Origin of the sequence: Bifidobacterium sp. UTBIF-68 (genome assembly GCF_006408855.1) — a bacterium.
GTDB classification, from domain to species: Bacteria; Actinomycetota; Actinomycetes; order Actinomycetales; family Bifidobacteriaceae; genus Bifidobacterium; species Bifidobacterium reuteri.
The window spans coordinates 1-25,087 of record NZ_JFAN01000003.1; the positions used below are offsets into that span (position 1 = coordinate 1).

Consider the following 25,087-nt stretch of genomic DNA (forward strand, 5'->3'; position numbering starts at 1 on the left):
GAAGAAGTGCTGCTGAAGAAGTGCTGCCGAAGAAGTGCTGCTGAAGAAGTGCTGCTGAAGAAGTGCTGCCGAAGAAGTCATCTGAAAGGCCGGCACCGACGTCCAAATACAGATCCCACTGGCCCGGCGACGACTGGCCTGGCGCCGACCACCAAAACGGCGTTCAGACCCAAACCACCCAAGCCTGTTTTGTTCCATTGATTGTTCAGCCGTGGTGCACGGCGAATGGCACGGCGAATGGCATGGCGAATGGTATGGCGAATGGTATGGCGAATGGCACGGCGAATGGCATGGCGAATGGTATGGCGAATGGTATGGCGAATGGCACGGCGAATGGCACGGCGAAGGGTATGGCGAGGGGCACGGCGAAGGGCACGGCGAATGGCATAGCAAATGAGACTTCGATCACAGCTTCACACTTTGTTCACAGAACGGATACATGTCCGAGTGGCGAGGCGCGCGATTGGTGATATCATGTAACCGGTCGCGCGATCAAGCGAACATCAGGATATGCGCAAGGGAGGAGTCAATTAGTTAACAGACTTAATGTATGTCGAAACGGTTGAAACAACATGTTTTTCCGCGAGGCTCGCTGAGATTGTTAGCAAAGTTGACAATTCTTAACAGAAAGCACAGATTGAGATTGTTCGTCACAGAGAAGTGATGAAGCCATAACGAAGGAGTAGAGATATGGTATCGCACAACAAGCGCCTTGTGGCTGCGCTCGCGGCGGTCGCCGCTATGGGTATGGGTCTTGCCGGTTGCGGCAGCGACACTGCCGGCACGGACAACGGTGGCAGCAGCGACGGCGGCAAGGTCACCATTACGTACATGCACCGTCTTCCTGATTCCGAGGGCATGACCCTGGTCAAGGATATCGTCGCCAAGTGGAACAAGGAGCATCCGGACATCCAGGTCACGGCCACCAAGTTCGATGGCAAGGCTTCCGAAATGATCAAGAAGCTTGAGACCGACGTCAAGTCCGGCGAGGCTCCGGATCTTGCCCAGGTCGGCTACGCCGAGCTGCCTGAGGTCTTCACCAAGGGTATGCTGCAGGACGTCAGCCAGTACGCCGATCAGTACAAGGACCACTACGCCGCCGGTCCGTTCAGCCTGGCACAGGTGGGTGGCAAGACCTATGGCCTGCCGCAGGACACCGGCCCGCTGGTGTACTTCTACAACAAGGCCGAGTTCGACAAGCTCGGCATCACCGAGGTTCCGAAGACCGAATCCGAGTTCATCGAAGCCGCCAAGAAGGCCGCCGCTGCCGGCAAGTACATCATGTCCTACCAGCCCGATGAGGCCGGCAACATGATTTCCGGTCTGGCCGGCGCCTCCGGTGGCTGGTACAAGGTGGATGGTGACTCTTGGGTCGTCAACACCGAGACCGATGGCTCCAAGGCAACCGCCGACTTCTACCAGCAGCTGCTTGACGCCAAGGCCGTGACCACCAACCCGCGTTGGGATCCGTCTTTCGATGCGTCCATCAAGAACGGCCAGCTCATTGGCACGGTGGCCGCCGCTTGGGAAGCCCCGCTGTTCATCACCTCCTCCGGTGGCACCGGTGCCGGCGAGTGGCAGGTCACCCAGCTTGGTGATTGGTTCGGCAATGCTGGCAAGACCGGCCCTGACGGTGGTTCCGCTGTGGCTGTGCTGAAGAGCTCCAAGCACCCGAAGGAAGCCATGGAGTTCCTGGATTGGTTCAACACCCAGGTTCCTGACCTGGTCTCCCAGGGTCTGATTCCGGCAGCCACCACCGAGGATGCCAAGACCCCGTCCGACTGGTCCGACTTCTTCAGCAAGCAGGACATCATGAAGGAATTCAAGGACGCCAACAACAACATGGGTGATTTCACCTACATGCCTGGCTTCTCCGCCGTCGTCGCCAAGATGAACGAGACCGCCGCCAAGGCCTCTGATGGCTCCGGCAAGGTCGCGGACGTCTTCTCCGAAGCGCAGACCACTTCCGTGGATACGCTGAAGAACCTCGGCCTGTCCGTCAAGGAGTGATAACGGCTAAGGTCCCTTCCAGCCGCTAATCTCATCACTTGCAAATTGAAAGGCCGGAGCTCGATACTCCGGCCTTTTTTCATCCATGATGCAATCGGTCATCTTCGTGGGCATCCGATTTGAAACACCACGCATGACTGTTCACACTTCCTCTTTTTCACTGTTCTTTTGAAAGACAGGTTTCCTATGACTGCAACAACACAAACGGCGAAGACGGGAGTCACCAAGCGTGCCGCCAAGCCGAAGGCTTCCGACGCCGCCAAGCGCGAGAACCGCACCGGTTGGGCCTTCATGGCACCGTTCGGCATCCTGTTCGCCCTGGTCTTCATCCTGCCAATCATCTGGGCCATCTATTCGAGCTTCTTCCGTCAGGTCACCGTGGGTGGTGGCGCATACGGCGGCGGCGAACTGGTGAACAAGTTCGTCGGTCTGCAGAACTTCCAATATGTCGTCACGTCCGGAAACTTCTGGGCCGGCGTGGGCAGGGTGGTCATCTACACCCTGGTTCAGGTGCCGATCATGATCATTGGCGCATTGGTGCTGGCCATGCTCATTGATTCCTACATCGTCAAGCACATCACCGCATTCCGTCTGAGCTACTTCCTGCCATACGCCATTCCTGGCGTGGTGGCGTCCATCATCTGGGTCTACCTGTACAACGGTCAGATTTCCCCGTTGGTCAAAATGCTGGCCGCAATCGGTATCAAAGTCGATTTCTTCGCTGACAATGTCGTGCTCGCTTCCATGGCCAACATCACCACGTGGACGTTCACCGGTTACAACATGCTGATCTTCCTCGCCGCGTTGCAGGCCATTCCGCATGATCTGTACGAAGCCGCCCGCATCGATGGCGCCAATGGTTTCCAGATCGCCATGCGCATCAAACTGCCGAACGTGCGTGCAGCCGCCCTGCTTGCCATGCTGCTGTCCATCGTCGGCACCATCCAGCTGTTCAACGAGCCTCAGGTCATGGCGATCTCCGATCCGAGCATCTCCAAGTCGTACACCCCGATGATGATGGCCCTCAACACTTCGCAGGGCACCCTGACGCCGGGTGGCGACGGTCCGGCATCCGCAGTGGCCATCGTGATGGCATTGATCGCAGGCGTGCTCGCCGTGGTCTACACGCTCGTTGAAAGGAAGGTGAACGCAGAATGAGCACCGCAGAACTGAATGACAAAGAATCCCGTGCCGCTGCGCGAGCACGCAAGAAGGCCGACAAGATCCGCGACAAGCACGCGAACGACCTGCCTCGCTCCATGCAGCCGAATGCGCTGGTCAAAACCGTCACCATCCTCGTGCTGGTCTTCGCACTGATCTACTTCCTGTTCCCGATCTACTGGGCCATCATCGCGTCCACCAAGACGCCGAGCCAGATGACCAGCGGCAATGGCCTGTGGTTCGCAGTGGGACTGCCTGATCTGCCTGCCGCCATCGCCAAGAACTATTCCACGCTGCTCGGTTGGACCCGTGGCCAGTTCTGGCGTTGGGTGCTGAACTCTCTGATCTACTCGGGCGTATCCGCGTTGGTCGGAACCTTGGTGGCCGTAATGGCCGGTTATGCCACCGCGAAGTTCAACTTCAAGGGCAAGAACCTGGCTATCGGCGTCATCATGGGCTGCATGCTGATGCCGGCCGCCCTGCTGACCATCCCGCAGTACTCCATCTTCCATGCCGTGCACCTGACCAACACGATGCTGGCCATCATCATACCGTGCTGCGTCTCGCCGTTCGGCTTCTTCCTGGGCCGCGTGTATGCGCAGACCTCGGTGCCGAACGAGCTGCTCGAAGCGGCCCGCATCGATGGCGCCAGCGAGGCGCGAATCTTCTTCACCATCGTGTTGAGGATTCTCGCCCCGGCCATGGTCACGATCTTCCTGTTCCTGTTCGTGGCTACGTGGAACAACTTCCTGCTGCCGTTGATGATGGTCTCCTCCGACACCCTCAAGCCGGTGACTCTGGGTCTGTACGGCATGGTTTCGCTGGCCACGTTCACCGATCGTGGCGCCCTGATGATGGGTGCCCTGCTCGGCGTGCTCCCGGTGATCGTTCTCTTCCTCGGTCTCCAGCGTTACTGGCAGGCCGGTCTGGCCGCCGGTGCCGTCAAGGGCTGATAGCACTAAGGAAGCCCGGTGGGTTTCCGGCTGCTCTCGGCCTGAGTGAGGCGGTAGTCGATCGAAGGCAGGATGGGTTTTCGCGGAGCGAAGTCCGTTCTTGCTGGACTGGGAGCACTGCCGCACATTCCACGCCGCCCGACATACTTGTACCACTCCTTCGATGTCGGGCGGTGTCTTCCTTTTACCTTTGGAAGGAGTGGACGCCCCGCAATCGTTGAGATGATCGCCAGGTTGGCGATGTCCTTGATTGCGGGGTGTGATCATATGCTTCCGGTGCTGTGGTCGGTTCCGCAGGGTTCCCGCAGTCAGAATCCTGATTTGGAGCCGATTGCGGTGCCGGATTTTTTGTATGAACGTATGCCGGCGGCTTCTGTGATCGTTCTCATTGGACGTAGTCCGATGCATCGAGGTGCGTCACCGTATATTCACACCATATGTTCATGCGAACCGCCCGAGTTTGTTTGATTTTGTCACTATTTTTCAGTAAACTCAGAAGTGAAAGAACAAAAGCGCACATTCTGGAAACAGAAATGCACATCCTTCAAGGAGAGCACATGACCACTGTTCTGGTTACGGGTGGCGCGGGCTTCATTGCCACCCATACTGATGTCGAACTCTTGAACAAGGGATACGATGTGGTGTCCGTAGACAACTACGGCAACTCATCCCCGATCGCCCTCGACCGCGTCGAGCAGATCACCGGCAAGAAGATCAAGCGTTACGACGGCGACGTGCGTGACGAAGCTCTGATGAACAAGATCTTCGATGAGAATCCGATCGACTGGGTCATCCACTTCGCCGGCCTCAAGGCTGTGGGCGAGTCCGTGGCCAAGCCGATCGAATACTACGACAACAACCTGTACTCCACGCTGGTGCTGCTCAAGGTGATGCGCGCCCACAACGTGAAGAAGATCATCTTCTCCTCCTCCGCCACCGTCTACGGCACTCCGAAGGAGCTCCCGATCACCGAGGAGACCCCGACCGGCGGCACCACCAATCCGTACGGCACCTCCAAGCTGTTCCAGGAGCAGATCCTGCGCGATGTGCACGTGGCCGACCCGGAGTGGACCATCGTGCTGCTGCGCTACTTCAACCCGGTTGGCGCCCACGAGTCCGGCCTCCTCGGCGAGGACCCGAAGGGCATCCCGGCGAACCTCACCCCGTACGTGGCCAAGGTCGCCATCGGCGAGCTCAAGGCCGTGCAGGTCTTCGGTGACGACTACGACACCCCTGACGGCACCGGCGTGCGCGACTACATCCACGTGGTCGACCTGGCCAAGGGCCACGTCGCCGTCATCGATCACATCGACAAGACCGGCGTCTTCACCTACAACCTGGGCACCGGCCACGGCTACTCCGTGCTCGAGGTCATCAAGGCCTACGAGAAGGCCGCCGGCCACGCCATCCCGTACGTGATCAAGCCCCGCCGCCCCGGCGACATCGCCGCCTGCTACGCCGACGCCTCCAAGGCCGCACGCGAGCTGGATTGGAAGGCCGAGCTGACCATCGATGATATGGCCAAGTCCTCCCTCAACTGGCAGACCAAGAACCCGAACGGTTTCCGCGACGCCAAGTGACGAGACTCGGTTTACTCGGCTTATTTGCCGAGCCGCTGATTCGCTAATCATATGACGAAGTCCCCTCCAGCGAGAGGGGACTTCGTCATATATGGGCTCCGCACAAGACCGGTATGCGCGGGTCATACGATTCGTCGGTCGGCCGCCCAGCGCGTGAGTTCGGTGCGGTTGGAAAGCTGAAGCTTTCTCAGCACCGAACTCACGTGCGTCTCCACGGTTTTGATGGAGATGAACAGCTCCGCAGCCACCTCCTTATAGGTGTATCCACGGGCGATCAGACGCATCACCTCCTGCTCTCGTGCGGACAGCCTATTCAGTTCCTCGTCATGAACCGGCGTGTCGGAAGCGGCCTCGAACGCGCCGCCTTGGAATGCCGACAGGACGAATCCGGCCAATTTCGGCGAAAAGACCGCATACCCTTCCTGCACCTGCTTGATGGAGGAGATCAAGTCGGCACCGGTGATGGTCTTGGTCACATAACCACGTGCGCCGGCGCGAATCACCGAACCCACGTCCTGCGGGGCGTCGGAAACGGACAGTGCCAGAAACGCCGTATCGGGGGAGTAGGGGCGCGATTTCAGCAGGATTTCCGCGCCTCCGCCGCCTTCACCGCCCGGCACGTGCACATCCAGCAACACCACTTGCGGCTTTGTCTGGGCGATCACCGCCACGGAACTCGGCACGTCGGCCGCCTGACCCACAATGTCGAATTCGTCGCGCAGCGTGGCGATGACTCCCGCACGGAACATCTCATGATCATCGACCACCGCCACGCGGATCCTCGTATCATCCGTCTCGCTCATGCTTTCTCCTTCCATGTCTGCCGTTCTCTTCTCCCGAAGCCGGAACGCGATGCTGCGCTCACATACCGCCTGATGCGGTGTCCGCTGTGGTTTTCGGTGCATTTGGCGTTTTCGGTGTATTCGGCGCAATCGGCATATGCATGCGGACCTCCGTGCCCCATCCCGCTCTGGATACGATTTCCACTGTACCGCCCCGGCGTTCGACGCGGCCGACAATCGATTCCCGAATGCCCAGTCGGTCTTTGGGCACGGTGTGGATATCGAAACCGGTGCCGTGGTCACGCACGAACACCTCCACCAATGAAGGACCGGCCTCACAATAGAGCGAAATCGGTTCTCCGCCATGCGTCACGGCATTGACTAGCGCCTGACGGGTGGCATCCAGCAAGGCATCGGTCTGTGCGCTGGGTCTTGCGTCCCCCACGGTGACCACTTCGATCGGCTTGCCGTGGCCATCTTCGACCTCGGCGGCGATGGACCTGAGCCCCGCGCTCACCGAGCGGTCGGTGGTGGAACGCTCCTGATACAGCCATTCGCGCAGTTCGCGCTCTTGGGCGCGCGCTAGGGTGAACACGCTTTCCGGCTCTGAGGAATGCAGCTGAATAAGCGCCAGCGTCTGCAGCACGCCATCGTGCAGATGTGCCGCCATGTCCGCGCGCTCCTCCTCGCGCTCCTTGAGGGACTGCTCGCGTGCGAGTCGTTGCAGCATGGTATTGGCCCATGGCAGTATGGCCACCACCATAGCAACGATCATCAGAAAACCGGACGCCATGATTCTCCGGGGCGAGGTGCCCCAGCCGATGAACGATACGTTGGACACATACATGGCCCAGCCGATGAAGATCAGCAGCAGTCCACCCAGCATGGAGGCCAGTTGTATGCCTCGGGGTGCCAGATTCATCCAAGCCAGTGCGATGCCGGCGAACACCAGCAGCAACGGCATGATGATCGCATCATCCACACCGGCGCTCATGAATAGCATGCCGATGGCCATCAATGCGAAACCGCCAAGGGCCACAAGCGCGGGTTTGGGGGCGCGCTGCACCGCTTCGGTCAGGGATTCATTGGTGCCGAAGACGTCTTCTGCGGGGATTGCCGATCCATGCGCGTTGACCGGTTGGTTGCCTTTGGACAAAGGCGCCTGATCGGGCGGAACCGTGTCCCTCCGGGCTGCCGTCGCGGCGACCAGGTCTCCGGCAGGTACGAAAATCCACAGGAAGACATACCCGATGATGCCGGAACCATACAGCATCGTCAATACGATGAACGCCAATCGAACCCAGACCACGGAGACGCCCAAATGCAAGGCGATGCCTTGGCATACGCCGGTCAGCCATCGGCCGTGCTTGGGGCGCATCAGGGGCATACGCGACGGCAGCAGGGGCTCGGCGTCATGCAGGGTAGATGAGGTCATGATTCCATTGTGCCGCGTTCGGGGAGCCCACACCGGGTTTTACGCTGATGTTCAGGGACGAATCAGGGTGTTCTCCGGGGAGTATGCCACGCGCCGCGCGCTGTAATGGAACCATGAGCAATCCGAATATGAATCACCATCAACCGCAGAGTCAGAACACTGTACTGCAGCGGTTCTTCACTTGGATACGGTCCAGCGGACTGATGCGTGGCGACGACCGGTGGATCGGCGGCGTATGCAGCGGCATCGCCGCGCGACTCGGCTGGAGCCCGACCTTGGTACGTGCGCTGGTCATCGTTTTCACACTGTTCTTCGGCTTCGGCGCGGCGCTGTACGCGTTCGGCTGGTTCCTGATGCCTGATGCGCGCGATGGCCGCATTCTCGGCGAGGAGCTTTTTGCCGGCAGATGGGATTGGAACTGCCTCGGTTGCTTTGTGTTCTTTGCCGTGGCGTTGCTGATTCCGGGTGCCGGCTGGGTGTGCATCGTGCTGGCGTTGCTCGCCTTGTGGTGGCTGGCCAAAAGCGGCATACGGCAGCGAGAAGGATACGGATTCGGGTATCACGGACCACAGCGCAACGGTATACGGCGCAACGGTATGCAGCGCAACGATTCGACCGCGCCGTATACCGGCGGGCAATATGCGCAACCGGGATTTACGCCGACCGGTGCTCCTAATGGCATGCCGGGAGGCGTTCCGTACGCACCATACGGCTCGCCTCAGTCATATGCCCAGAACGGTGCCGGTATGCCGGGGGCGGCAGCTGCCGGCTCATATGGCTCCGTTGATACGACTCATGCGGCATCGGTGAATCAGCCAACCCAGCCCCCGGTCGGTATCTTCCATCCGGCTCCTGCTGCGTCGCAGGAATCCCCGTTCATGCCGCAGGCGACTCCTGCCACGCCGCAAACGCCGTTGGGTGAGCCGCAACCATCGCCATATGTTTCACAGAGTGTTTCACATAATGGTGCGAATGCGGGTGCCCCGGCACCGGCAATGACCGCGAGCGCCTTCGTCGCGCCCCCGCAACAGTCTTCGCGCCGCAAACCCGCAGGTCCTATCGTGGTACTGGGCATCTTGGGTGTCGCCTGCATTTCCTTCGCCGTACTGATGGGATGGATATGGTTCGACGATTTGGGCATCGAGTCCATGGTGCGTTGGGGAACCGTATGGATTTCCGCAGTGTGTGTGCTGATGGGCATTGTGGTTGTGGCGCTGGGGATGAAAGGACGACGTGCCGGAGGGCTGATTCCTCTAGGTCTTATCGCCGGATTCTGCGCCACATGCATGATCGTGGTATGCAGCACGTATTCGGTCTATTGGTACCGCTATACGCTTGCCGATAGGCAGAACACCTTGCAGACCATCGAACTCAAGGACGGCGCAGGCTCCGAGAACTGGTATGGCATGAACGAGGTGCAGGTCGGTCGCACGCTTGCGGCTGATTCCAGTGACCGCACCTTCGGCAAATTCGAGCAAGGTGTGGCGTTTGACGGCGATGGCTATGACGAAAGCAAAGCCATTCTCGATTTGTCCGCATGGGGAGACCTCCATCAGCCGCATCAGGTGAAAACGTATAGCGGTAAGACCATCACCAGCAGTTGTCCGGTCGGCAGCATCAAGGTCGCCGCCAGAAGCGCGCAGGTGCACATCATCTTGCCGGACGGCTGCACGTACGGCTTCGGTTCTGAGCAAACCGGATACATGGTCGGGCCTGCCAGTGTAGGCGGCAAATACGCACTGGTATATGACACGTCCGGCTCGTTCAATTTCTCGTTGGATGGCAGCTCGCTGTTTCCTTCCGCGCCTATAGGAGAGAAGAACTATGAATGGATGGCGAACTCACCTGACCTGGAACCGGAATCCGGCCCCGAACTGCTGATTGCCGTGCCCTATGCCGTGGAAGGCCGTGTCAATGTGGTCTACGCGTCCGATTGGGAGGATTACAACTTCCGTGACTATGCCGACAGGTATGGCACGGAAACCGGGGACAAGGAGCGCCAGCGGTATCTGGATGCCGAATCCGATTCCACGGCCGGCAATCAGGATTCCAGCACCTCCAATGATTCCAGCAAGGAGACGGAACAATGAGCAACGACGTCAACGAAACCCAGAAACTCCACCCAGTTCAGGATGCGTCCGAAACCAAGGCCCTACCTACGGAACCGGAGACCCAAGCCATCCCTGCGGAGCCGGAGACCCAGGCCATGCCTACGGAATCGGAAACCCAGACCCAGGCCATGCCTACGGAATCGGAAACCCAGACCCAGGTCATGCACACGGAACCGGCAACTCAGGTCATTCATGACGAGCTACAACCGGATGATGTGGCCGGTGGCGCCGCAGCGCCCAAGACTACTGCTGTGCCGGCTGACGCACCGCAATCCGGGGCCGGTATAGCTGCTGTAGCTGGCGCAGCCGGCGCGAACGCTGCGGCCGCTGCGGCTGACGCTGCCGGCGCCACAAAGGAACCCAAGCGCGGAGCCAGCATCCCGACCATCGTCTTCGGTGTTCTCGGAATTCTGATCGGCATAGTCGGGCTGTTGTTCGGCTGGGCGTTCCCCGGCCTGATCGTTCAGAACATGCTGATCGTCGATCCGCGCATGCTGGCGGCCGTCGTATGCGGTGTGGTGGGTGTGATTCTGGTGCTCGTGGCCGTCATCTGGGCCATAATGGGCTCTAGAAAACAGCGCGGGTGACGGTGAGTTGGACAGTGCTGCGAGTACACCTGTTGACGTCGCAGACCGGGGAGGACTGATGAAACGAGTGGCGCGGGTCGCTGCAATCGCACTGGTGCTGATGCTGGTATTCGCGCTGCTTGGCTGGATGATGATGCCAAGATGGGACAGCCGGCCATATACCGATCACATCGATGTGGCCTCCTCCGATCCGGCGGTTATTCCGGCACATGCCTCCATCGCACATGAAGGGCGATACCCCACCCGTGAATCGCAGCTGTCCATCGATATCGGCAATGGCAAAGCGCTGTCCGCCATCCTACGGGAACCGGTGGGTGCTGTCGGTCCTCGTCCGGCGTGCCTGTTCATCCATGGTTCGGGAACCAGCGGGGCAGAGGATTTCGGCGACATCGCCAATGCCATGGCTTCGGCTGGCATCGTGACCCTGGTGCCTGCCAAAAGCAGCGACGACTACACCGTGCTGCATCGTGATTATCCGCGATTCGCCTCGGAATACGGGCGTGCATTCGATACGTTGCTTGGCATCCGAGGCGTGGACCAATCCCATGCCGGTATCTATGCCGAATCCGAGGGCACCTGGATTGCCACGATATTGGCATCCCAGCGTCATGACATCGCCTTCGCGGCGCTCACGTCCGCACCGGTGTTCAAAGGCCGCGAGCAGATGGCTGTGGCCATGAGCACGTATGCGCATGAGGCCGGGGCTCCCAAGCCGGTCATCGATGACACACTGAAGCTGCTTTCGCTCGATTACAGGCCGTTCGGATTGCAATACGCCGACTTCGACGCGGACCACTATCTCGAATCCCTTACCATGCCCATTCTGGTGAGTTACGGCGTCTATGACACCGCCATGCCCATCGAGCAGGGGGCGCAGCGCATCATGCAGGTCGCGCAACGCAATGGGAATTCCGATGTGACTGTGCGATACTTCGCAGGCAATCATCAGATGAGAGCCGGCAAAGGCCTGTTCGCCCCTGGCCTACCGCTTGCGGATGGGTACACGCAGGCGCTGGAGAACTGGGTGAACGGCGTTGCGTCAGGCGCGGTAGCCAGTGGATGGGTCACGCCTCAGGTGGCTGGAGTGAAGCCGAATCAGCAGTTCGCGGCCCCGGAACGTACCAATTCGGGAATCATCGGCTCGCTGGGCGTGTTGGTCGGCATCATGTTGGCCGGACCTGTGCTGTTGGCGCTGGCGTTCCTGCTCGGTATCGTGGCGACAATTCGGGATGGCGTGCGTGAACGTAACGGATTGGTACGCGTGCGTGGCAGGTACGTGTCGCTGCGATCGGCGCCCGCCTCCCATGACACGGGGCGACAGCAGTATACCAATGTCAGTGTGGCCGAACCATGCTGGAGCATGGGATTGTCGGCGCTGGTTCTGTCCTTGCTGGTGTACGGGTACCTGTCGGCCGTCGGTGCCGCTGCGGTGTTCGCCCTGACGCCGGCGCCGCATATGTTCGGCATCGGCTGGTATATGCTGCAGGTGCTGACGGTGGTGGTGACAGTGGTGTCCGCGTGGGGCATGGAATCACTCTGGGCCAAGCGCGGACGCATCGATGGCATACGACGTGCGATCTGTGTGCTGGTGATCGCCGCTGTGCTATGCATCTTCCTGTCCCTGGCCTTCTGGGGATTGTTCGGCCTCTAGTGCTGCGCGTCCTCGGCTTCGGCCAAAGAATCGAAGCCGCCGAGCCGTACCGTATGCAGCAGTGTCTCCTCGGTGATGTTGCGCTGCGGGGAGTCTTCGGCGCGCTCGCGGATCATGGATTCGTACAGCCTGAAGGTGGCTTCGGAATACGTGCCCAGTTCACCCCGCAGATAGGTTTCGAACGATGTGACCGCCGAAGTGTCTTCGTTAGTGGTGAGTACACGCATGGCCTGTCCGAGCTTCGGGTATCGTGCGCGGAAATCCGCCGCCCATGACACCTGTTGTGCGATCACCTTTTCCTGCCGTGCGATACGGTCCGGAGACAGTGCGGGAATGTAGGGCTTGATGTTGCGCGCATACTCCTCGGGCGCGGTGGACGCCATCATGCGACCGTATTTTTCCGTGATGAGATTGCGTCCTTCATGGTCGGCATCATCCAGATCACGTGCATAGCTGGCCAGCAGATCATGCTGCCAGGTGCGGAATTGGGCCAAACGCATCTGATGGAACACCGGCCAATTGCCCTGGCACGCCGCACGGCCGCCCTCGTTGTTGGTGTCCTGGAACTGGTTCCACTCATGGCGCACGATGGCTTCACGCAATGCCTCATCGGTTATTTCACTACCCATGGTCATCCCCGATTCATCACAGGCTGTGCAGCACGGGCGCGTCGGAGGTGATGTGTTCCTCGACGTAGGGGCGCTGCCATTCCAGGAAGGTCTCGTCGGATTCGGTCAGACGCTCCCGTTTGAGTTCCTTGACGGTTGCGGCCGCGATCCGCTCCACAATGTCGGTGAGCTGGCGGACGGCGGTGTCCGAGCCCTTGCCTCCTTCGCCGAACGCCGCGCCGCCATAGCAGGCGGCGGAACCAAGGCGCATCATCGTCTCCAATTGTCCGCAGATATCCGGCAACAATGCGAACATCGAGCCGGAAAGCCTGCGCAGCGCGGCGAACCTCCACTTGTAGTACGGCGCATATCCCACCACCATCGGCCTGTTGATGAGGAACACCAGGGAAGAGGCGGCTTCGACGAACTCGCTGATCGACAGCCATGCCGCCGCCGAATCACCTCGGCGCAAGGAACGGGGAAGATTGTATTGTCCGGCCTGTGCCATCATGCCGAGGCGGCGTGAGATCAGGGAGAGCCTCACATCGTCAGGCATGTCCTTGAACCCTTGGTGTACTTTGGAAAACGCGCCAATGGGGTCTTGGAATATCACGCCGTTGGTGGCTGCGGACAGTGTGGCCTCATCCAGCATCAGCCATTCATGCGGCGCATCCTGCGCGGGTGCCTGATCATAGCCGGTGATCGATCGGAAGAAATCGCCGATGCGGAATACGCCGTCGCGTCGGCCTTCGCCCTGCGCGCGCGGTGTGGTGGGGGAATAGGGGTGTGCGGAGGAATCCTGCGTGAGGCTGTCTTTCGGAATGGCGTTCCGAGGGGCACCGCTTACCGTCGTTCGGCCTGTCTGTTCCGTGTCCGCACCGTCTTCGACGTCGAAGGTCACCTTGCCGGTGTCGCTGATGGTGAATCTGCGCGGCAATGCCTCATAATCGGCTTGCAGACGTTCGCCAATAGCGTCGTAGTCCTCGTCGGAAAGCCACAGGCAGAAGCGGGGGCCGAAATCGTGATCCTGCGAATACTGGTCGTCGAATCCGTAGCATTCCGAACCATGGCCCACCAAGCCTGCGGCGATGCGGCTGGCATACTGCGGGTACCGTCGTGCGACCATCGGCTTGCCCGCTTGCTCCCAGAATGCGCGGGCCAGCGCCAGACCGGAGACCGGAATCGTCGCGGGGGAGTCGGCTCCGGCATCGGTGGCGGTGGAGCCTGCGCCGGAGGAGACGGAGCCTGTATCGGAGGCGACGCCGGTCGCGGAGTCCGGCATTGCGGAACTGCGCGGGGTCTCGCCGTTGCCGTCAACATGCTCCTCGGCTTCGCGAAGGTTCGCCTCGGTGGTGCGGTAATAGTCGGTATCCTTGCCGTAGCATTCGGCGATCACCGCGAGTGCGCTGCGATAATGGGCGGCCGCCTCGCCATAACGCCCCTCGGCATACAGCACTTGCGCGTAGCCGGCGAGCGTGGATGCATAGTGGGCGGAATGCGTCAGCTTTCCGGTTTCATAGATGGTCAGCGCTCTGTCTGCATGGGTGTGGGCTTCCTTGAGTCTGCCTTCCTGCAGCAGCACCAAAGCCAGATTGCTGTGCGACGAAGCCACGTCAATGTCGGCGTCGGGGTTCACGCTTGCCGCTTCGATGATGTGCAGCGCCTGCCGCAATTCGGTTTCCGCCTGTGGCAGACGGTCGGTCTCGCTGTAGAGCATGGAGAGGTTATTGTGCAGTGCGGCAAGACGTCGGTCATTGGGCTGATACACTTTCTGCGCGCACGCCAATGCCTGATGATACAGGTCCTCGGCCTGGTCATAATGGTGTGCCGCGCGCATGGCGGTGGCACAGTTGATCAGGGTGGTGGCCCATCCTTCGGTGCCTTCAAGCCCCATATGCAGCGCCAGCTCGATGGCGCGCTGCACGATCCACTGGTTCTCCTTATGACGCCCCTGTGAGCGGTAGAACCCCATCGTCTCGTTCAATACCGTCAACAGTCCGGCTTCGTCGCCGGCGTTTTCCGCGTCGACGGCGGCCTGTTCCAGATAGGGGCCCGCCTTCTCCGCGGCATCATGGGCGTCGAAGATGACGTCGAGACCGTGGAGGAATTCGCTGACATCGAAGTCGTGCGGCTCGTCATTGCCGTGCACGTCCGTCGAGTCGTCCGGTGCGTCGAAATCGTGTGCGTGCTTCGCCTGCATGCCGAGCAGTGCCTGCTCCAGCTGCGCTTCCGTCGCATCCTCGCTCATGTGCAATCCCTTCGTCGTTGAGATATCGGTCATCGCTAGGTTCCAGCGTACTGGGTGCGGATTCTCGGGTGCCTGTGTGAGTGTCGTTACAGTGTGCGTCGACTGCCGGCGCAGGCAGGCTTGCCGTTGCTCCTATCGCCGGAGCCGATGGAAATAGATTCAGCGGGCATGGAAAAGCCCCGCATGCCGTAGCGCGCGGGGCTTTTCGTCGGTATTCAGTTATCGGTTATTGCCGTGCCCGTACAGGCGTCGGGCAATCGTTCAGCGCTGCTGGCGACGGCGCAGCGCGATGGTCGCGCCACCGGCTGCAGCGAGCAGGATGACTGCGGCGACGATTCCGGCGACGGAGGCACCGGTTCCCGGCAGATCGGCCTTGTTCGGCTTGGCCGTCGGCTTCTTGTCGGCGTTGGGCTTGCCGCCCTGGTTGTTACCACCCTGGTTGTTTCCACCCTGGTTGTTTCCACCCTGGTTGTTTCCACCCTGGTTGTTTCCACCCTGTTCGCCGGAACCGTTGGAGTGAGCCTTTTCGGCATCCGCGATCTCGGCGTCCGTGTAGAGCAGCTGCGGGTTGACGGTGGAGACGGAGCTGCCGAACGTCTTGGCTTCATCGGCGCTCAGCGTCTTGGTCACGGTGAACTCGGAAGGCTTGGCTTCGCCGAGCTTGGTCACTCCGAAGTCAACACCGTTGACGTAGAGGCCAAGGGCCAGCGGCTTCGGGCCGTTCGCATAGACCGGCAGGTCGAAGGTCAGGGAAGCCTTGGCGTCCTCGACGGAGGAGGACTTGAGCTCGATGCCTGCGGGGGAGGCATCGCCCTTGACGTCCTTGTGGTCGGCGAGGTAATCGATCAGGCCCTGCACATCCACGGTGCCGGTCAACTGAGGCTGGCCCTGCGCGGTGAAGCCGGTGAAGCCGTCGCCGCCGGCCAGCAGGAAGGAATTGCCGGCGACCGTCACCGCGTCGTCGTCCTTCACCTGCTTGCCGTCGACGAACACGTCGGTCACGGTGGCGACCGGAGCCTTGGTGTTCGCATCCTCGGTCAGCGTGTAGACGAAGGTCACGTTCGAGGAGATACCCAGACGGACCACGTTGGACTTGCCGTCCTTGATCTGCCACTGCTGGGCGAGGACGTCCTTGAGCTGCTTGCCGGTGAGGGTGACCACGCTGTTGTCGTTGCTGAACGGCAGCATGCTGTACGCCTCCTTGACGGTGATTTGCTTGTCTCCGTCAAGGTCGAGGTTGTCGGTACGCAGCCCGCCGGGGTTGATGAAGCCGATGGAGGCCTTCGCGCCCACGGACGTCTTCTTGGCGGACTCGAGCGCGGCGTCGGCGTTCAGGGTACCAAGCTGGGTCTCGGCGCTCCAGTCGCCCTTGGCGAAGTCCGCGGACTTGTCGATGGTGCCGACGACCTTCTTGCCGGCTTCGGCGGAATCCGCCTGCGCCTGCTTGTAGACCTTGGCGGCCGGGCCGTTGTCGTCGCCTTCAAAGCCCTTGGACGGAGCGGTGCCGTCCTTGTTGGTCACGAATGTGACGTCATACTGGGAGGCGTTCTGCACGGTGACCTTGGCGTTCTTGCCGGTGCCCTCGATGTAGAGGTCCTGGGCGGCGGCGTCCTGGCCGTACTTGCCGGCCTCGATGATCGGAGCGCCGGACTTGGTGGTGGTGCCGTACTCGTTACGGTGGCTGTGACCGCCGTAGACCAGGTCGACATTCGCGTTGAGGCCTTCGCCGTCGGAGGCGATGGTTTCGCCGTCCTCGTGGATTAGGGCCACGACCGCGTCGGCCTCGCCGTTGGACTCATCGCCATCGGACAGCTGGTCGGCGACCTTGTTCACGGCCTGGACCGGATCGGTCACCGTGACGCCCTGCATCACGCTGGGGGAGACCACATTCTTCAGATCGGATGTGATGGCGCCCACGAAGGCCACCTTCTTGCCGTTGGCGGTCTTGATGGTGTACGGCTTGAGACGATCGGATGTGAGCGCGCCGCCGGAGATGTTGGCGGCCACCCAGTCGATGCCATACTGCGGGTCGGCGATGCGGTTGTTGAAGTCCGCAGTGCCCTTGTCGAGCTCATGGTTGCCCAAGGCGCTCACGCTCAGGCCCCAAGCTTTCGCCATGTTCAGAGTCGGGGTGTCCTGGAAGTAGGAGGACTCGAACGGGGATGCGCCCACAAGATCGCCGCTGGAGACGAACACGCTGTTGCCGGGGTTGTGCTGGACGGCGAGCTTCTGGTAGGCGGCTTCCATCCACTGGCCGGTCTCGATGTGGCCATGGAAATCGGTGATGTCGAACACCGTCACCTGCTTGGCGTCCTTACCGGGCTGGTCAGGCTTGGTGGAGCCGTTGTTGTCGGAATCCGGGTGGTTGCCGTTGTCGGCGTATTCCTCGCCGATAACGGACGGGGCGGCTGCGCCAGGCTCGACCTTGACCACGTCGCCGTTCTCGTTCAGCGTCACGGTGGCGCTCAGAGCGGCGGCCAGGTTGATGCGCTGCCAGCCGGCGGAGGAGGAATCGAGCGGGTATCCGCCATCGATGGCGGTCTTGGCGAGGATGGCTTCGCGCTGGTCGCGGTGCAGCTTCGGGTAGGCGATCTTCAGCAGATCGGCGGAACCCTCAGGTGCGGTGAATTCGGTACCGTCGGTGGTCTTGTCGAAGCCGTAGGTCAGACGGTTCGTGTAGACGCGCAATGCCGAGGCGCGGTCGGTGACCGGCTCCTTGCTCACGGCGTCCACGAAGTCGTTCTGGTATCCGTTGGATGCGTTCGCGCCGAGGTTGTTCACGCACTCGGTCACGGTCGCGTAATCGGAGTCCTGCTTGGTGGCGTGGCCGTCAGCCACGCATTTGGCGGCCAGGTAGGACTGCAGCTGATCGGATGCGGGCTTGACGTACTTGTCGTAGTAGGTGCTCCAGTAGTAACCATTCGCCACTTCGCCGTCGATGCGGCCGCCCATGATGTCGAGCGGGTAGTGCACGCCGAGCACGATACGGTTGTTGCCCGCCTCGGAGGTACGGGTCAGAATCTCAGGCGCGAGCTGCGGAAGCATGCCGGCAAGAGCCACGCCCCAGGAGTAGGCGCCGGTGGTGTGTCCGGACGGGAAGGAGCCGGAGCCGGCCAATCCGTCATATTCGGCGGAATGCGTATTGCCCTGGGCATCGGTCCAATCCGGCACGCGCTTGATGTTCCCGTTGATGTTCGTGATCTCGTTCTTGCCGCCGTTGGTGCGGTCCTCGAACGGACGCGGATGCTGGAAGTGCTTCTTGGCGGTGGATGTGGAGATCGTGTCGTACTTGAAGATGTCCGCGACCTTCTTCAGGCTGCCATCGGCCAGACCGGCGGAGAAGTATCCGCCAAGCACCGGGCCGAGGGAGTCCGGCAGGGTTTCGGCGGCGCTCATGTCCGCATCCACCAGGGCGCGCTGCTGCTGGGCGGTCGCGGTGGTGCCGTCGCCGCCTTCGGCTGCGGCGTTGTTGATTTGCTGGATGTACGCGTCATCGTGGTCGAGCACGGTCTTGTTCAGCACCTTGCCGCCGGCGGTTTCGGTGGCCGGCTGCCAGTAGCTGTCATACTCGCCGAGCAGCTGCACGAGGTTCGGCTTGGCGGCACGTGCCTGCGGGGCCGCTGCATAGCCGGAGGCGTCATTCGCGTCGGTTTCGGCGTCGTAACGGCCTTCGGAAGTGGCCGCGTACTTGGTCTCATCGAATGCATCCGTGGCACCGCCGGCGGCGATGCCACGGACGCCGGCTGCAGACGTAGCTGGCGTGGATTCATCTGCGGAAGCGGTCGTGGTCGCGATTGCGACGCTAGAGAGCGTCGCCGCGGCGACGAAAGCGGCGAGCAACTTCGCCGTTAGTCTGATGGGTTTCACTGTATTCCCTTCCCTTGTGAGGCATTCATAAGGAAAATGCCTTCCCAGACAAGCAACCTAGGAAGGCAAGGTGGAATACGCGCGCAATGAAAGCAAACCGCAGATGAACTTCAGCCGGAAGAGGCCAATATCACACCTTGATCTCGCGCAGACGATGTGCGGCCTCGGTGTCCGTCTCGCAACGCCACGAGTAGAAAGTCAACAGTCCCACGGACAACACAGCCAGCGGCAGGCCGCCCAGGCCGGTGAAACGGTAGTTCATCGAGAAGGTGGTGAGCATGGCCCCGCCGATGATGGAGCCTACGGCATTGCCGAAGTTGAAAGCGACCTGCACGGCGGCGCCGGCGATCAGTTCGCCGCCGCCTTGTCCGGCCTCGGTCATCAGCAGCTGCTGCGGCGCGGAAATGAAGAACAGACCGAATGCGATCCAGAACGTCAGCAGTGCGGTGGTGACGTGATTGCCGGGCAGCAGCAGTACCATGAGCAGCCCGACGCCGGAGATCGCCTGTCCGAGGGCGGCGGTGCCGGCGTGGCGCCAACGATCCGTGATGCGACCGCCGATGAGGCCGCCGACCACCATGCCGAAACCTGCCAGCATCATCATCACGGGAACCAGTGCGGAAGACCATCCGCCGGTCTTCTGCAGCCAGGGGGAGACGTAGCTCCACCAGCAGAACACGCCGGCATTGCCGGTGAACACGGCAGCCAGGATCACCCATGGCCCACGGCGGGTCAGGAACCGGAACTGTCCGGCGATGCCGGCGTCCTTGATCGGAGCCACATACGGGATCATGGTCACGGTGAGCACGATGGTCATGGCGGCCCATGCGGCGAGCACGCCGAAGGCCAGACGCCAGTTGAGGTATTCGGCCAGCAGTGTCCCCGCCGGTACGCCCAGCATGTTGGCCACGGTCTGACCGGTCACCATCACGGATACGGCCTGGGCCTCCTTGCCCTTGTCGGCCAAGGTCTTGGCGATGAGCGTGGCCGTGCCGAAGAACGCGCCATGCGGCAGTCCGGAGATGAACCGCGCGACGATGAGCACGGCGGCATTCGGCGCGAACGCGGACATCGTGTTGCCTACCAGCGCAATCACCATGAACAGCACGATCAGATTGCGCGGCGGCACCTTGCGGCCGAAGACCAGAATCAGTGTGCCGATGCACACGCCGATGGCATAGGCGGAGATGTAATTGCCTGCGGTGGGGATGGAGACGTGCGTGGCTTCGGCCGCCTGCGGCAGGATGCCCATCATCACGAATTCGGCAGCGCCGAGAATGAAAGCGCCTGAAGCGAGCGCCAGCAAGCTTTTCTTCATGCTGTCAGATTCCCTCTGTTTGTCTGTGTAGTCTGTCCGGTGTCTCTTCGTGCATCGATGTATGTATATGGCGATTGTCAGCCATGCCTATTGATGCCGGCGGGAATTGTACCGCTGTGGGTGCACCGGAATCGGTCGTGAACAATAAAAAAGGAACCACTGGAATTCCAGTGGTTCCTTCCGAGTTGTCGGGCTGGCGGGATTTGAACCCGCGGCCTCTTCGTCCCGAACGAAGCGCGCTACCAAGCTGCGCTACAGCCCGTTTGACAACAGACGTATATACTACAGTGTTCTTGGCGGAGCGCAAATGCCGGCGTGTCGCGACATTGTTCGGCCGGAAAACGTTAATCGCCGGTCTTGCGTACACTGATGAATCATGGCTGAAGTTGTTGAAAACACCGAAAAAAGCGAGAATGAAACCCCGGCCGTCCCGCAGATGAGCACTGTCGAACGTGCGGAAATGCTGCTCAAACAGGACGCCACCATCACTGAGAAGATCAAGTCCGGCGCCACGCTGGACGAAGCCGTGGACCCCAGTAATAAGGAGTTCGGTCCGCTGGCGCACCCGGAGCAGGTGCAGATGCGCGTGGCCAAGCGCGCCATGATGCTGGACGCCGGCATCGCCCCGTACCCGGTGCATCTGGACGTGACCACCACCATCGAGGCCGTGCGCGCCAAGTATGACGGCAAGCTCGAGGCCGGTCAGGAGACCGAGGACATGGTGGGCATCGCCGGCCGTGTGCTCTTCCTGCGCAACGCCGGCGGACTGTGCTTCGTTCAGCTGGCTGCCGGCGACGGCACCAAGATCCAGGGCATGATCTCCAAGAAGGAGATCGGTGCCGATTCCCTGAAGCAGTTCAAGCAGCTGGTGGACCTTGGCGACCATCTGTACCTGAAGGGTCGCGTGATCGCCTCCAAGACCGGCGAGCTCTCGGTCTTCGCCACCGAATGGGCCATCGCGTCCAAGGCGTTGCAGCCGCTGCCGGCCCTGCACAAGGACCTCAACGAGGACACGCGCACCCGCAAGCCGTACATCGCGATGATCGCGGACGAGAAGACCCGCAACATGGTGCGCAACCGCTCCAAGGCCGTGGCCTCCCTGCGCCACACGTTCGCCAGCCATGACTTCCTCGAGGTCGAGACCCCGATGCTGCAGACGCTGCACGGCGGCGCGGCGGCACGCCCGTTCACCACGCACATGAACGCCTTCGACCTTGACCTGTACCTGCGCATCGCTCCGGAACTGTTCCTCAAGCGCTGCCTCGTCGGCGGCATCGACCGCGTGTTCGAGATCAACCGCGACTTCCGCAACGAGGGTGTCGACGCCACCCACGCCCCCGAGTTCACGATGGTCGAGGCATATCAGGCGTATGGCACTTATGACTCCATCGGCCAGCTGGTCAAGGAGCTCGTGCAGAAGACTGCTATGGATGTCTACGGCTCCCACAAGGTTACGTTGCTCGACGGCACCGAATACGACTTCGGCGGAGAATGGAAGACCATCAGCATGTACGATTCCCTGTCCGAGGCGCTCGGCGAGGAGATCGTGCCGAACGGCGGCCCCGAGCATCCCGGCACCTCCGTCGAGCACCTCGGCGAGATCGCCGACAAGCTCGGCGTCGAACGCGACGAGGTCGAGAACCACGGCAAGCTTGTTGAGCACCTGTGGGAGCACTTCTACGAGGACAAGCTCTACGAGCCCACCTTCGTGCGCGACTTCCCGGTGGAGACCTCCCCGCTCGTCAAGGGTCATCGCACCAAGCCCGGCGTGGTCGAAAAGTGGGATCTCTACGTGCGCGGCTTCGAGCTGGCCACCGGCTATTCCGAGCTCAACGACCCGGTCGTGCAGCGTGAGCGTTTCGTGGCCCAGGCCAAGGATGCGCTCGCCGGTGACGAGGAAGCCTGCGATATCGATGAGGACTTCCTTGAGGCGCTCGGCGTGGGCATGCCTCCGGCAGGCGGCATGGGCATGGGCATCGACCGACTGCTCATTGCGCTGACCGGTGCCACGATCCGCGAGACCATCACCTTCCCGCTGGTCAAGCCGCTGGTGGCCTGATGCACTGATCTCCTGATTGTCTGATCGCAATGTATTGCGGCTCCGGCTCCTTCCGCTCTCCGTAGGGCGGAAGGAGCCGGAGCCGTTGTTCGTTGTATATTGATCGTCTCGGGGTTCTCGGTTCCTCTGGAGCGGCGACGACGGCGTGTCTCAACCGGGCGGGGCGATACCATCGATAATTTGTTAAGGGCGTTACTCCTTTGGGGAGGCGTTACCGGCCACGAAGCAGCATATCGTGTCTGTTCTCGCGGATATGGCAACCAGAAAACCAAGAACGGAGTAACAATTGGCCTCCTCCTCTGCGCCCCAGAACATGCCTCAGAATACGGCATCCCAGAGCGCCATCTCTCAGGGCCCGGCGCCCGACAAACTCGGCAACGCCCCATTCTCGGTCCTTGTGCCAGTCATGATGTCCTTCTTTGTGATGGGCTTCGTGGACCTTGTCGGCACGGCCTCCAACTATGTGCAGACAGATTTCGGCCTGTCCGATTCGGTCAGCAACATCTTCACCACCATGACCTTCTTCTGGTTCCTGGTGCTTTCCGTGCCTGCCGGCATGCTGATGAACCGCATCGGCCGACGCATGACCGTGCTGGTGGCCATCGCCATCACCGCAGCCGGCTGCCTGCTGCCGATCATCGGCTATCTCATTCCGGTGCCGATCGTGCAGCTGGTGTTCGTCATCGGCTCGTTCTGCCTGCTGGGCATCGGCAACACCTTCATGCAGGTCTCGCTCAACCCTCTCGTCGGCAACCTCGCGCATGACGAGAAGCTTGCCGGCATGCTCACCTTCGGGCAGTTCGTCAAGGCCATCGCCTCCTTCATCGCACCGCTGATCGCCGGGTGGGCCGCCACCATGTTCGGCAAATGGTGGCTGCTCTACCCGATCTACCTGGTGTGCGCGATTCTCGCGTTCGTGATGCTCGCCTTCGACGATATCAAGGAGAACGCGCCGGATACCGGCAGAACCAGCATGCTCAGCTGTTTCGCGCTGCTCAGGAACCCCGTGATCCTGCTGTGCTTCCTCGGAATCGTGTGCCATGTGGGCGTCGACGTCGGCATCAACGCAACCGCACCGAAGATTCTCATGGAGCATTCATCCATGGGCATCGAGGTGGCGGGTGGCGCCACCAGCGTCTACTTCGCGTTCCGCACGTTGAGCTGCCTGTCCGGTTCCGTGTTGCTGCAGAAGTTCACCCGTAAGCAGATCCTGCGCGGCTGCGGTGCTCTGATGGCGCTTTCCTCGTTGTGCTTCATCCTGTTCGCCGGATTCGATGGCATGCCGGTTTGGCTTGCATATGCCGGCCTGGCTTTCGTGGGCATGGGCAACGCGAACGTGTTCTCCATCATGCTCACCACCGGTCTGTTGCATCTGCCGGAACGGCAGAACGAGGTTTCCGGCCTGATGATGATCGGCTTGATCGGCGGCGCCATCTTCCCGCCGCTAATGGGTCTGGCCTCCGACGCCATGGGTATGCAGCTCGGCGCGATCCTCGTCATGACTGTCGGCGTGGCGTACGTGGCATTGCTCAGCATCTTCTTCAAGTCCTACGGCACCGCACGCTGACCGACGGTGTGCGGCTTTCGGCTGACTGCGCACGGTTCCTGACTGGCACTGGTCCCGCCACGTCCATCATTGATATGGGCGTGGCGGGACCTTGTCGTAGCGCGGTCATTCGCTGAAGCATGGCATATGCAGAGCGTCATGCGGGTATGGTGGAAGTCATGAATATGCGTGTATGGTTGGCCGGACTGCGCCCGAAGACATTGCCTGCCTCAATCGCCCCTGTACTGGTAGGCGCGGCGGTGGCGTACCGGCATATCAACGAGCTGAACATCTGCACCTTGGTATACCCCACGCCTCCGCAATGCGTGGCGAGAGGCGTGCTGTACTCGGCGCTGCTCGGCCGGTTCTGGCCGGTGTTCATCCTGTGCATGGCGGTGGCGTTGTTGCTGCAGATCGCGGTCAATCTCGCCAATGATTATTCCGATGGCGTACGCGGCACCGATGAAGGGCGCGATGCAGACGAATCGGATTCCGGACGCAATGGCCGTGACGCGAAACCTCGCAGGCTGGTGGCCTCCGGGGTGCCGCCCAAGCAGGTGCTGTGTGCCGCCTGTGTTGCCGCAGGTCTTGCATGCGTGGCCGGGCTTGCGGCGGTGGTTCTTTCACAGGCATGGTGGCTTCTGGCCGTGGGCTCGCTCTCGGTGGCTGCTGGCTGGTTCTATACCGGCGGCAAACATCCCTACGGGTATGCCGGATTTGGTGAAGTCGCCGTGTTCCTGTTCTTCGGGCTTGCTGCCGTACTGGGCACCGAATATGCGCTGGCTGGCGCTGTGGACGGGCTGGGCGTCGCGGCGGCGGTCTGTTGCGGATTGAATGCGGTGATGCTGCTGATGGTCAACAATCTGCGTGACATCGACGGCGATCGGATTCATGGCAAGCGGACCTTGGCGGTTCGCTTGGGGGAGCGGAGAGCAGCGGTGCTGTTGGCTGTGTGCTGCATTATCGCATGGGTGATCGGCTCGTTCATCTGCATGATGCTGTGGATGCCTTGGGGTGCCGTTGTGCTGATCTCCGGCGTCGCCGTGCCGATTCGCATGGTATCCAGCGCATTCAGGCATCAATTCCGCACGGCGCTGAACGACGCCGGTTTCCAGACCTTGCTGTTCGCCGTGGTGGTGGTCGTGTCCGTGGCGGTGTCCTTCTGATGGAG

16 protein-coding genes, 1 tRNA gene and 2 pseudogenes are annotated in these 25,087 nt (G+C 61.2%); 11 read left to right on the top strand and 8 right to left on the bottom strand.

The window, feature by feature from the left end; all coding sequences use genetic code 11:
* Nucleotides 1-211: 211 nt before the first annotated feature.
* The 5 genes from BW14_RS00425 (at nucleotide 212) to galE (ending at nucleotide 5,704) form a co-directional block, all read left to right on the top strand.
* Nucleotides 212-397, top strand: coding sequence for a hypothetical protein (locus tag BW14_RS00425; protein WP_140489058.1), 186 nt, complete (start codon nucleotides 212-214; stop codon nucleotides 395-397).
* A gap of 293 nt (nucleotides 398-690) precedes the next feature.
* Nucleotides 691-2,010, top strand: coding sequence for an ABC transporter substrate-binding protein (locus BW14_RS00430; RefSeq protein ID WP_140489059.1), 1,320 nt, complete (start codon nucleotides 691-693; stop codon nucleotides 2,008-2,010).
* Nucleotides 2,011-2,196: 186 nt separating this feature from the next.
* Nucleotides 2,197-3,168, top strand: coding sequence for a carbohydrate ABC transporter permease (locus tag BW14_RS00435; RefSeq protein WP_140489060.1), 972 nt, complete (start codon nucleotides 2,197-2,199; stop codon nucleotides 3,166-3,168).
* Nucleotides 3,165-4,124, top strand: coding sequence for a carbohydrate ABC transporter permease (locus tag BW14_RS00440; protein ID WP_140464661.1), 960 nt, complete (start codon nucleotides 3,165-3,167; stop codon nucleotides 4,122-4,124). Before BW14_RS00435 ends, BW14_RS00440 begins: the two co-directional genes overlap by 4 nt.
* A gap of 557 nt (nucleotides 4,125-4,681) precedes the next feature.
* On the top strand, nucleotides 4,682-5,704 hold the full coding sequence (galE, locus tag BW14_RS00445) for a UDP-glucose 4-epimerase GalE (protein WP_140464659.1): 1,023 nt from the start codon (nucleotides 4,682-4,684) through the stop codon (nucleotides 5,702-5,704).
* Nucleotides 5,705-5,826: 122 nt separating this feature from the next.
* Here the strand turns inward: galE and BW14_RS00450 are convergent, their stop codons facing one another.
* Together BW14_RS00450 and BW14_RS00455 are read right to left on the bottom strand one after the other, a co-directional pair.
* Nucleotides 5,827-6,507: a response regulator transcription factor gene (locus BW14_RS00450; RefSeq protein ID WP_140489061.1), complete on the bottom strand. Its 681-nt coding sequence runs from the start codon at nucleotides 6,505-6,507 to the stop codon at nucleotides 5,827-5,829.
* Nucleotides 6,508-6,565: 58 nt separating this feature from the next.
* Nucleotides 6,566-7,921 (bottom strand): ATP-binding protein, encoded by a 1,356-nt coding sequence (locus BW14_RS00455; protein WP_140489062.1) that lies wholly within the window; start codon nucleotides 7,919-7,921, stop codon nucleotides 6,566-6,568.
* A gap of 128 nt (nucleotides 7,922-8,049) precedes the next feature.
* Between BW14_RS00455 and BW14_RS12140 the strand changes: the two genes are divergently transcribed.
* The 3 genes from BW14_RS12140 to BW14_RS00470 are packed head-to-tail and all read left to right on the top strand — an operon-like array spanning nucleotide 8,050 to nucleotide 12,270.
* A complete protein-coding gene (locus tag BW14_RS12140) occupies nucleotides 8,050-10,011 on the top strand; it encodes a PspC domain-containing protein (RefSeq protein WP_258186009.1) in 1,962 nt (653 codons plus the stop codon).
* Nucleotides 10,008-10,619, top strand: a complete 612-nt coding sequence (locus BW14_RS00465) for a hypothetical protein (RefSeq protein ID WP_140489063.1) — start codon at nucleotides 10,008-10,010, stop codon at nucleotides 10,617-10,619. Before BW14_RS12140 ends, BW14_RS00465 begins: the two co-directional genes overlap by 4 nt.
* Nucleotides 10,620-10,677: 58 nt before the next feature.
* A complete protein-coding gene (locus BW14_RS00470) occupies nucleotides 10,678-12,270 on the top strand; it encodes a S9 family peptidase (RefSeq protein WP_140489064.1) in 1,593 nt (530 codons plus the stop codon).
* On the opposite strand, the gene BW14_RS00475 is transcribed toward BW14_RS00470, so the two are convergent.
* The 6 genes and pseudogenes from BW14_RS00475 to BW14_RS00495 all read right to left on the bottom strand — a co-directional run bounded on the left by BW14_RS00475 (nucleotide 12,267) and on the right by BW14_RS00495 (nucleotide 20,573).
* Nucleotides 12,267-12,899, bottom strand: a complete 633-nt coding sequence (locus BW14_RS00475; protein WP_140489065.1) for a DUF4125 family protein — start codon at nucleotides 12,897-12,899, stop codon at nucleotides 12,267-12,269. The two genes, BW14_RS00470 and BW14_RS00475, sit on opposite strands and share 4 nt — an antisense overlap.
* A 16-nt stretch (nucleotides 12,900-12,915) precedes the next feature.
* Nucleotides 12,916-13,662, bottom strand: a pseudogene (locus BW14_RS12460) (DUF4037 domain-containing protein); the annotation flags it as partial.
* 137 nt (nucleotides 13,663-13,799) lie between these two features.
* A pseudogene (locus tag BW14_RS12465) lies at nucleotides 13,800-15,126 on the bottom strand (tetratricopeptide repeat protein); the annotation flags it as partial.
* Between the two features lie 261 nt (nucleotides 15,127-15,387).
* Nucleotides 15,388-18,993: a 5'-nucleotidase C-terminal domain-containing protein gene (locus BW14_RS00485; protein WP_140489067.1), complete on the bottom strand. Its 3,606-nt coding sequence runs from the start codon at nucleotides 18,991-18,993 to the stop codon at nucleotides 15,388-15,390.
* A 130-nt stretch (nucleotides 18,994-19,123) separates the two neighbouring features.
* Complete coding sequence (locus tag BW14_RS00490) at nucleotides 19,124-20,311, bottom strand: MFS transporter (protein WP_140489068.1); 1,188 nt, start codon at nucleotides 20,309-20,311, stop codon at nucleotides 19,124-19,126.
* 188 nt (nucleotides 20,312-20,499) lie between these two features.
* Nucleotides 20,500-20,573, bottom strand: a tRNA-Pro gene (locus tag BW14_RS00495).
* A gap of 114 nt (nucleotides 20,574-20,687) precedes the next feature.
* On the opposite strand from BW14_RS00495, the gene lysS reads away from it, so the two are divergent.
* The 3 genes from lysS to menA all read left to right on the top strand — a co-directional run bounded on the left by lysS (nucleotide 20,688) and on the right by menA (nucleotide 25,082).
* A complete protein-coding gene (lysS, locus tag BW14_RS00500; protein ID WP_044088965.1) occupies nucleotides 20,688-22,370 on the top strand; it encodes a lysine--tRNA ligase in 1,683 nt (560 codons plus the stop codon).
* A 406-nt stretch (nucleotides 22,371-22,776) separates the two neighbouring features.
* Entirely contained in the window at nucleotides 22,777-23,937 is a 1,161-nt protein-coding gene (locus BW14_RS00505; protein ID WP_258186010.1) for an MFS transporter, read from the top strand.
* Between the two features lie 158 nt (nucleotides 23,938-24,095).
* Nucleotides 24,096-25,082 (top strand): 1,4-dihydroxy-2-naphthoate octaprenyltransferase, encoded by a 987-nt coding sequence (gene menA, locus BW14_RS00510; RefSeq protein WP_140489069.1) that lies wholly within the window; start codon nucleotides 24,096-24,098, stop codon nucleotides 25,080-25,082.
* The last annotated feature ends 5 nt before the right edge of the window (nucleotides 25,083-25,087 follow it).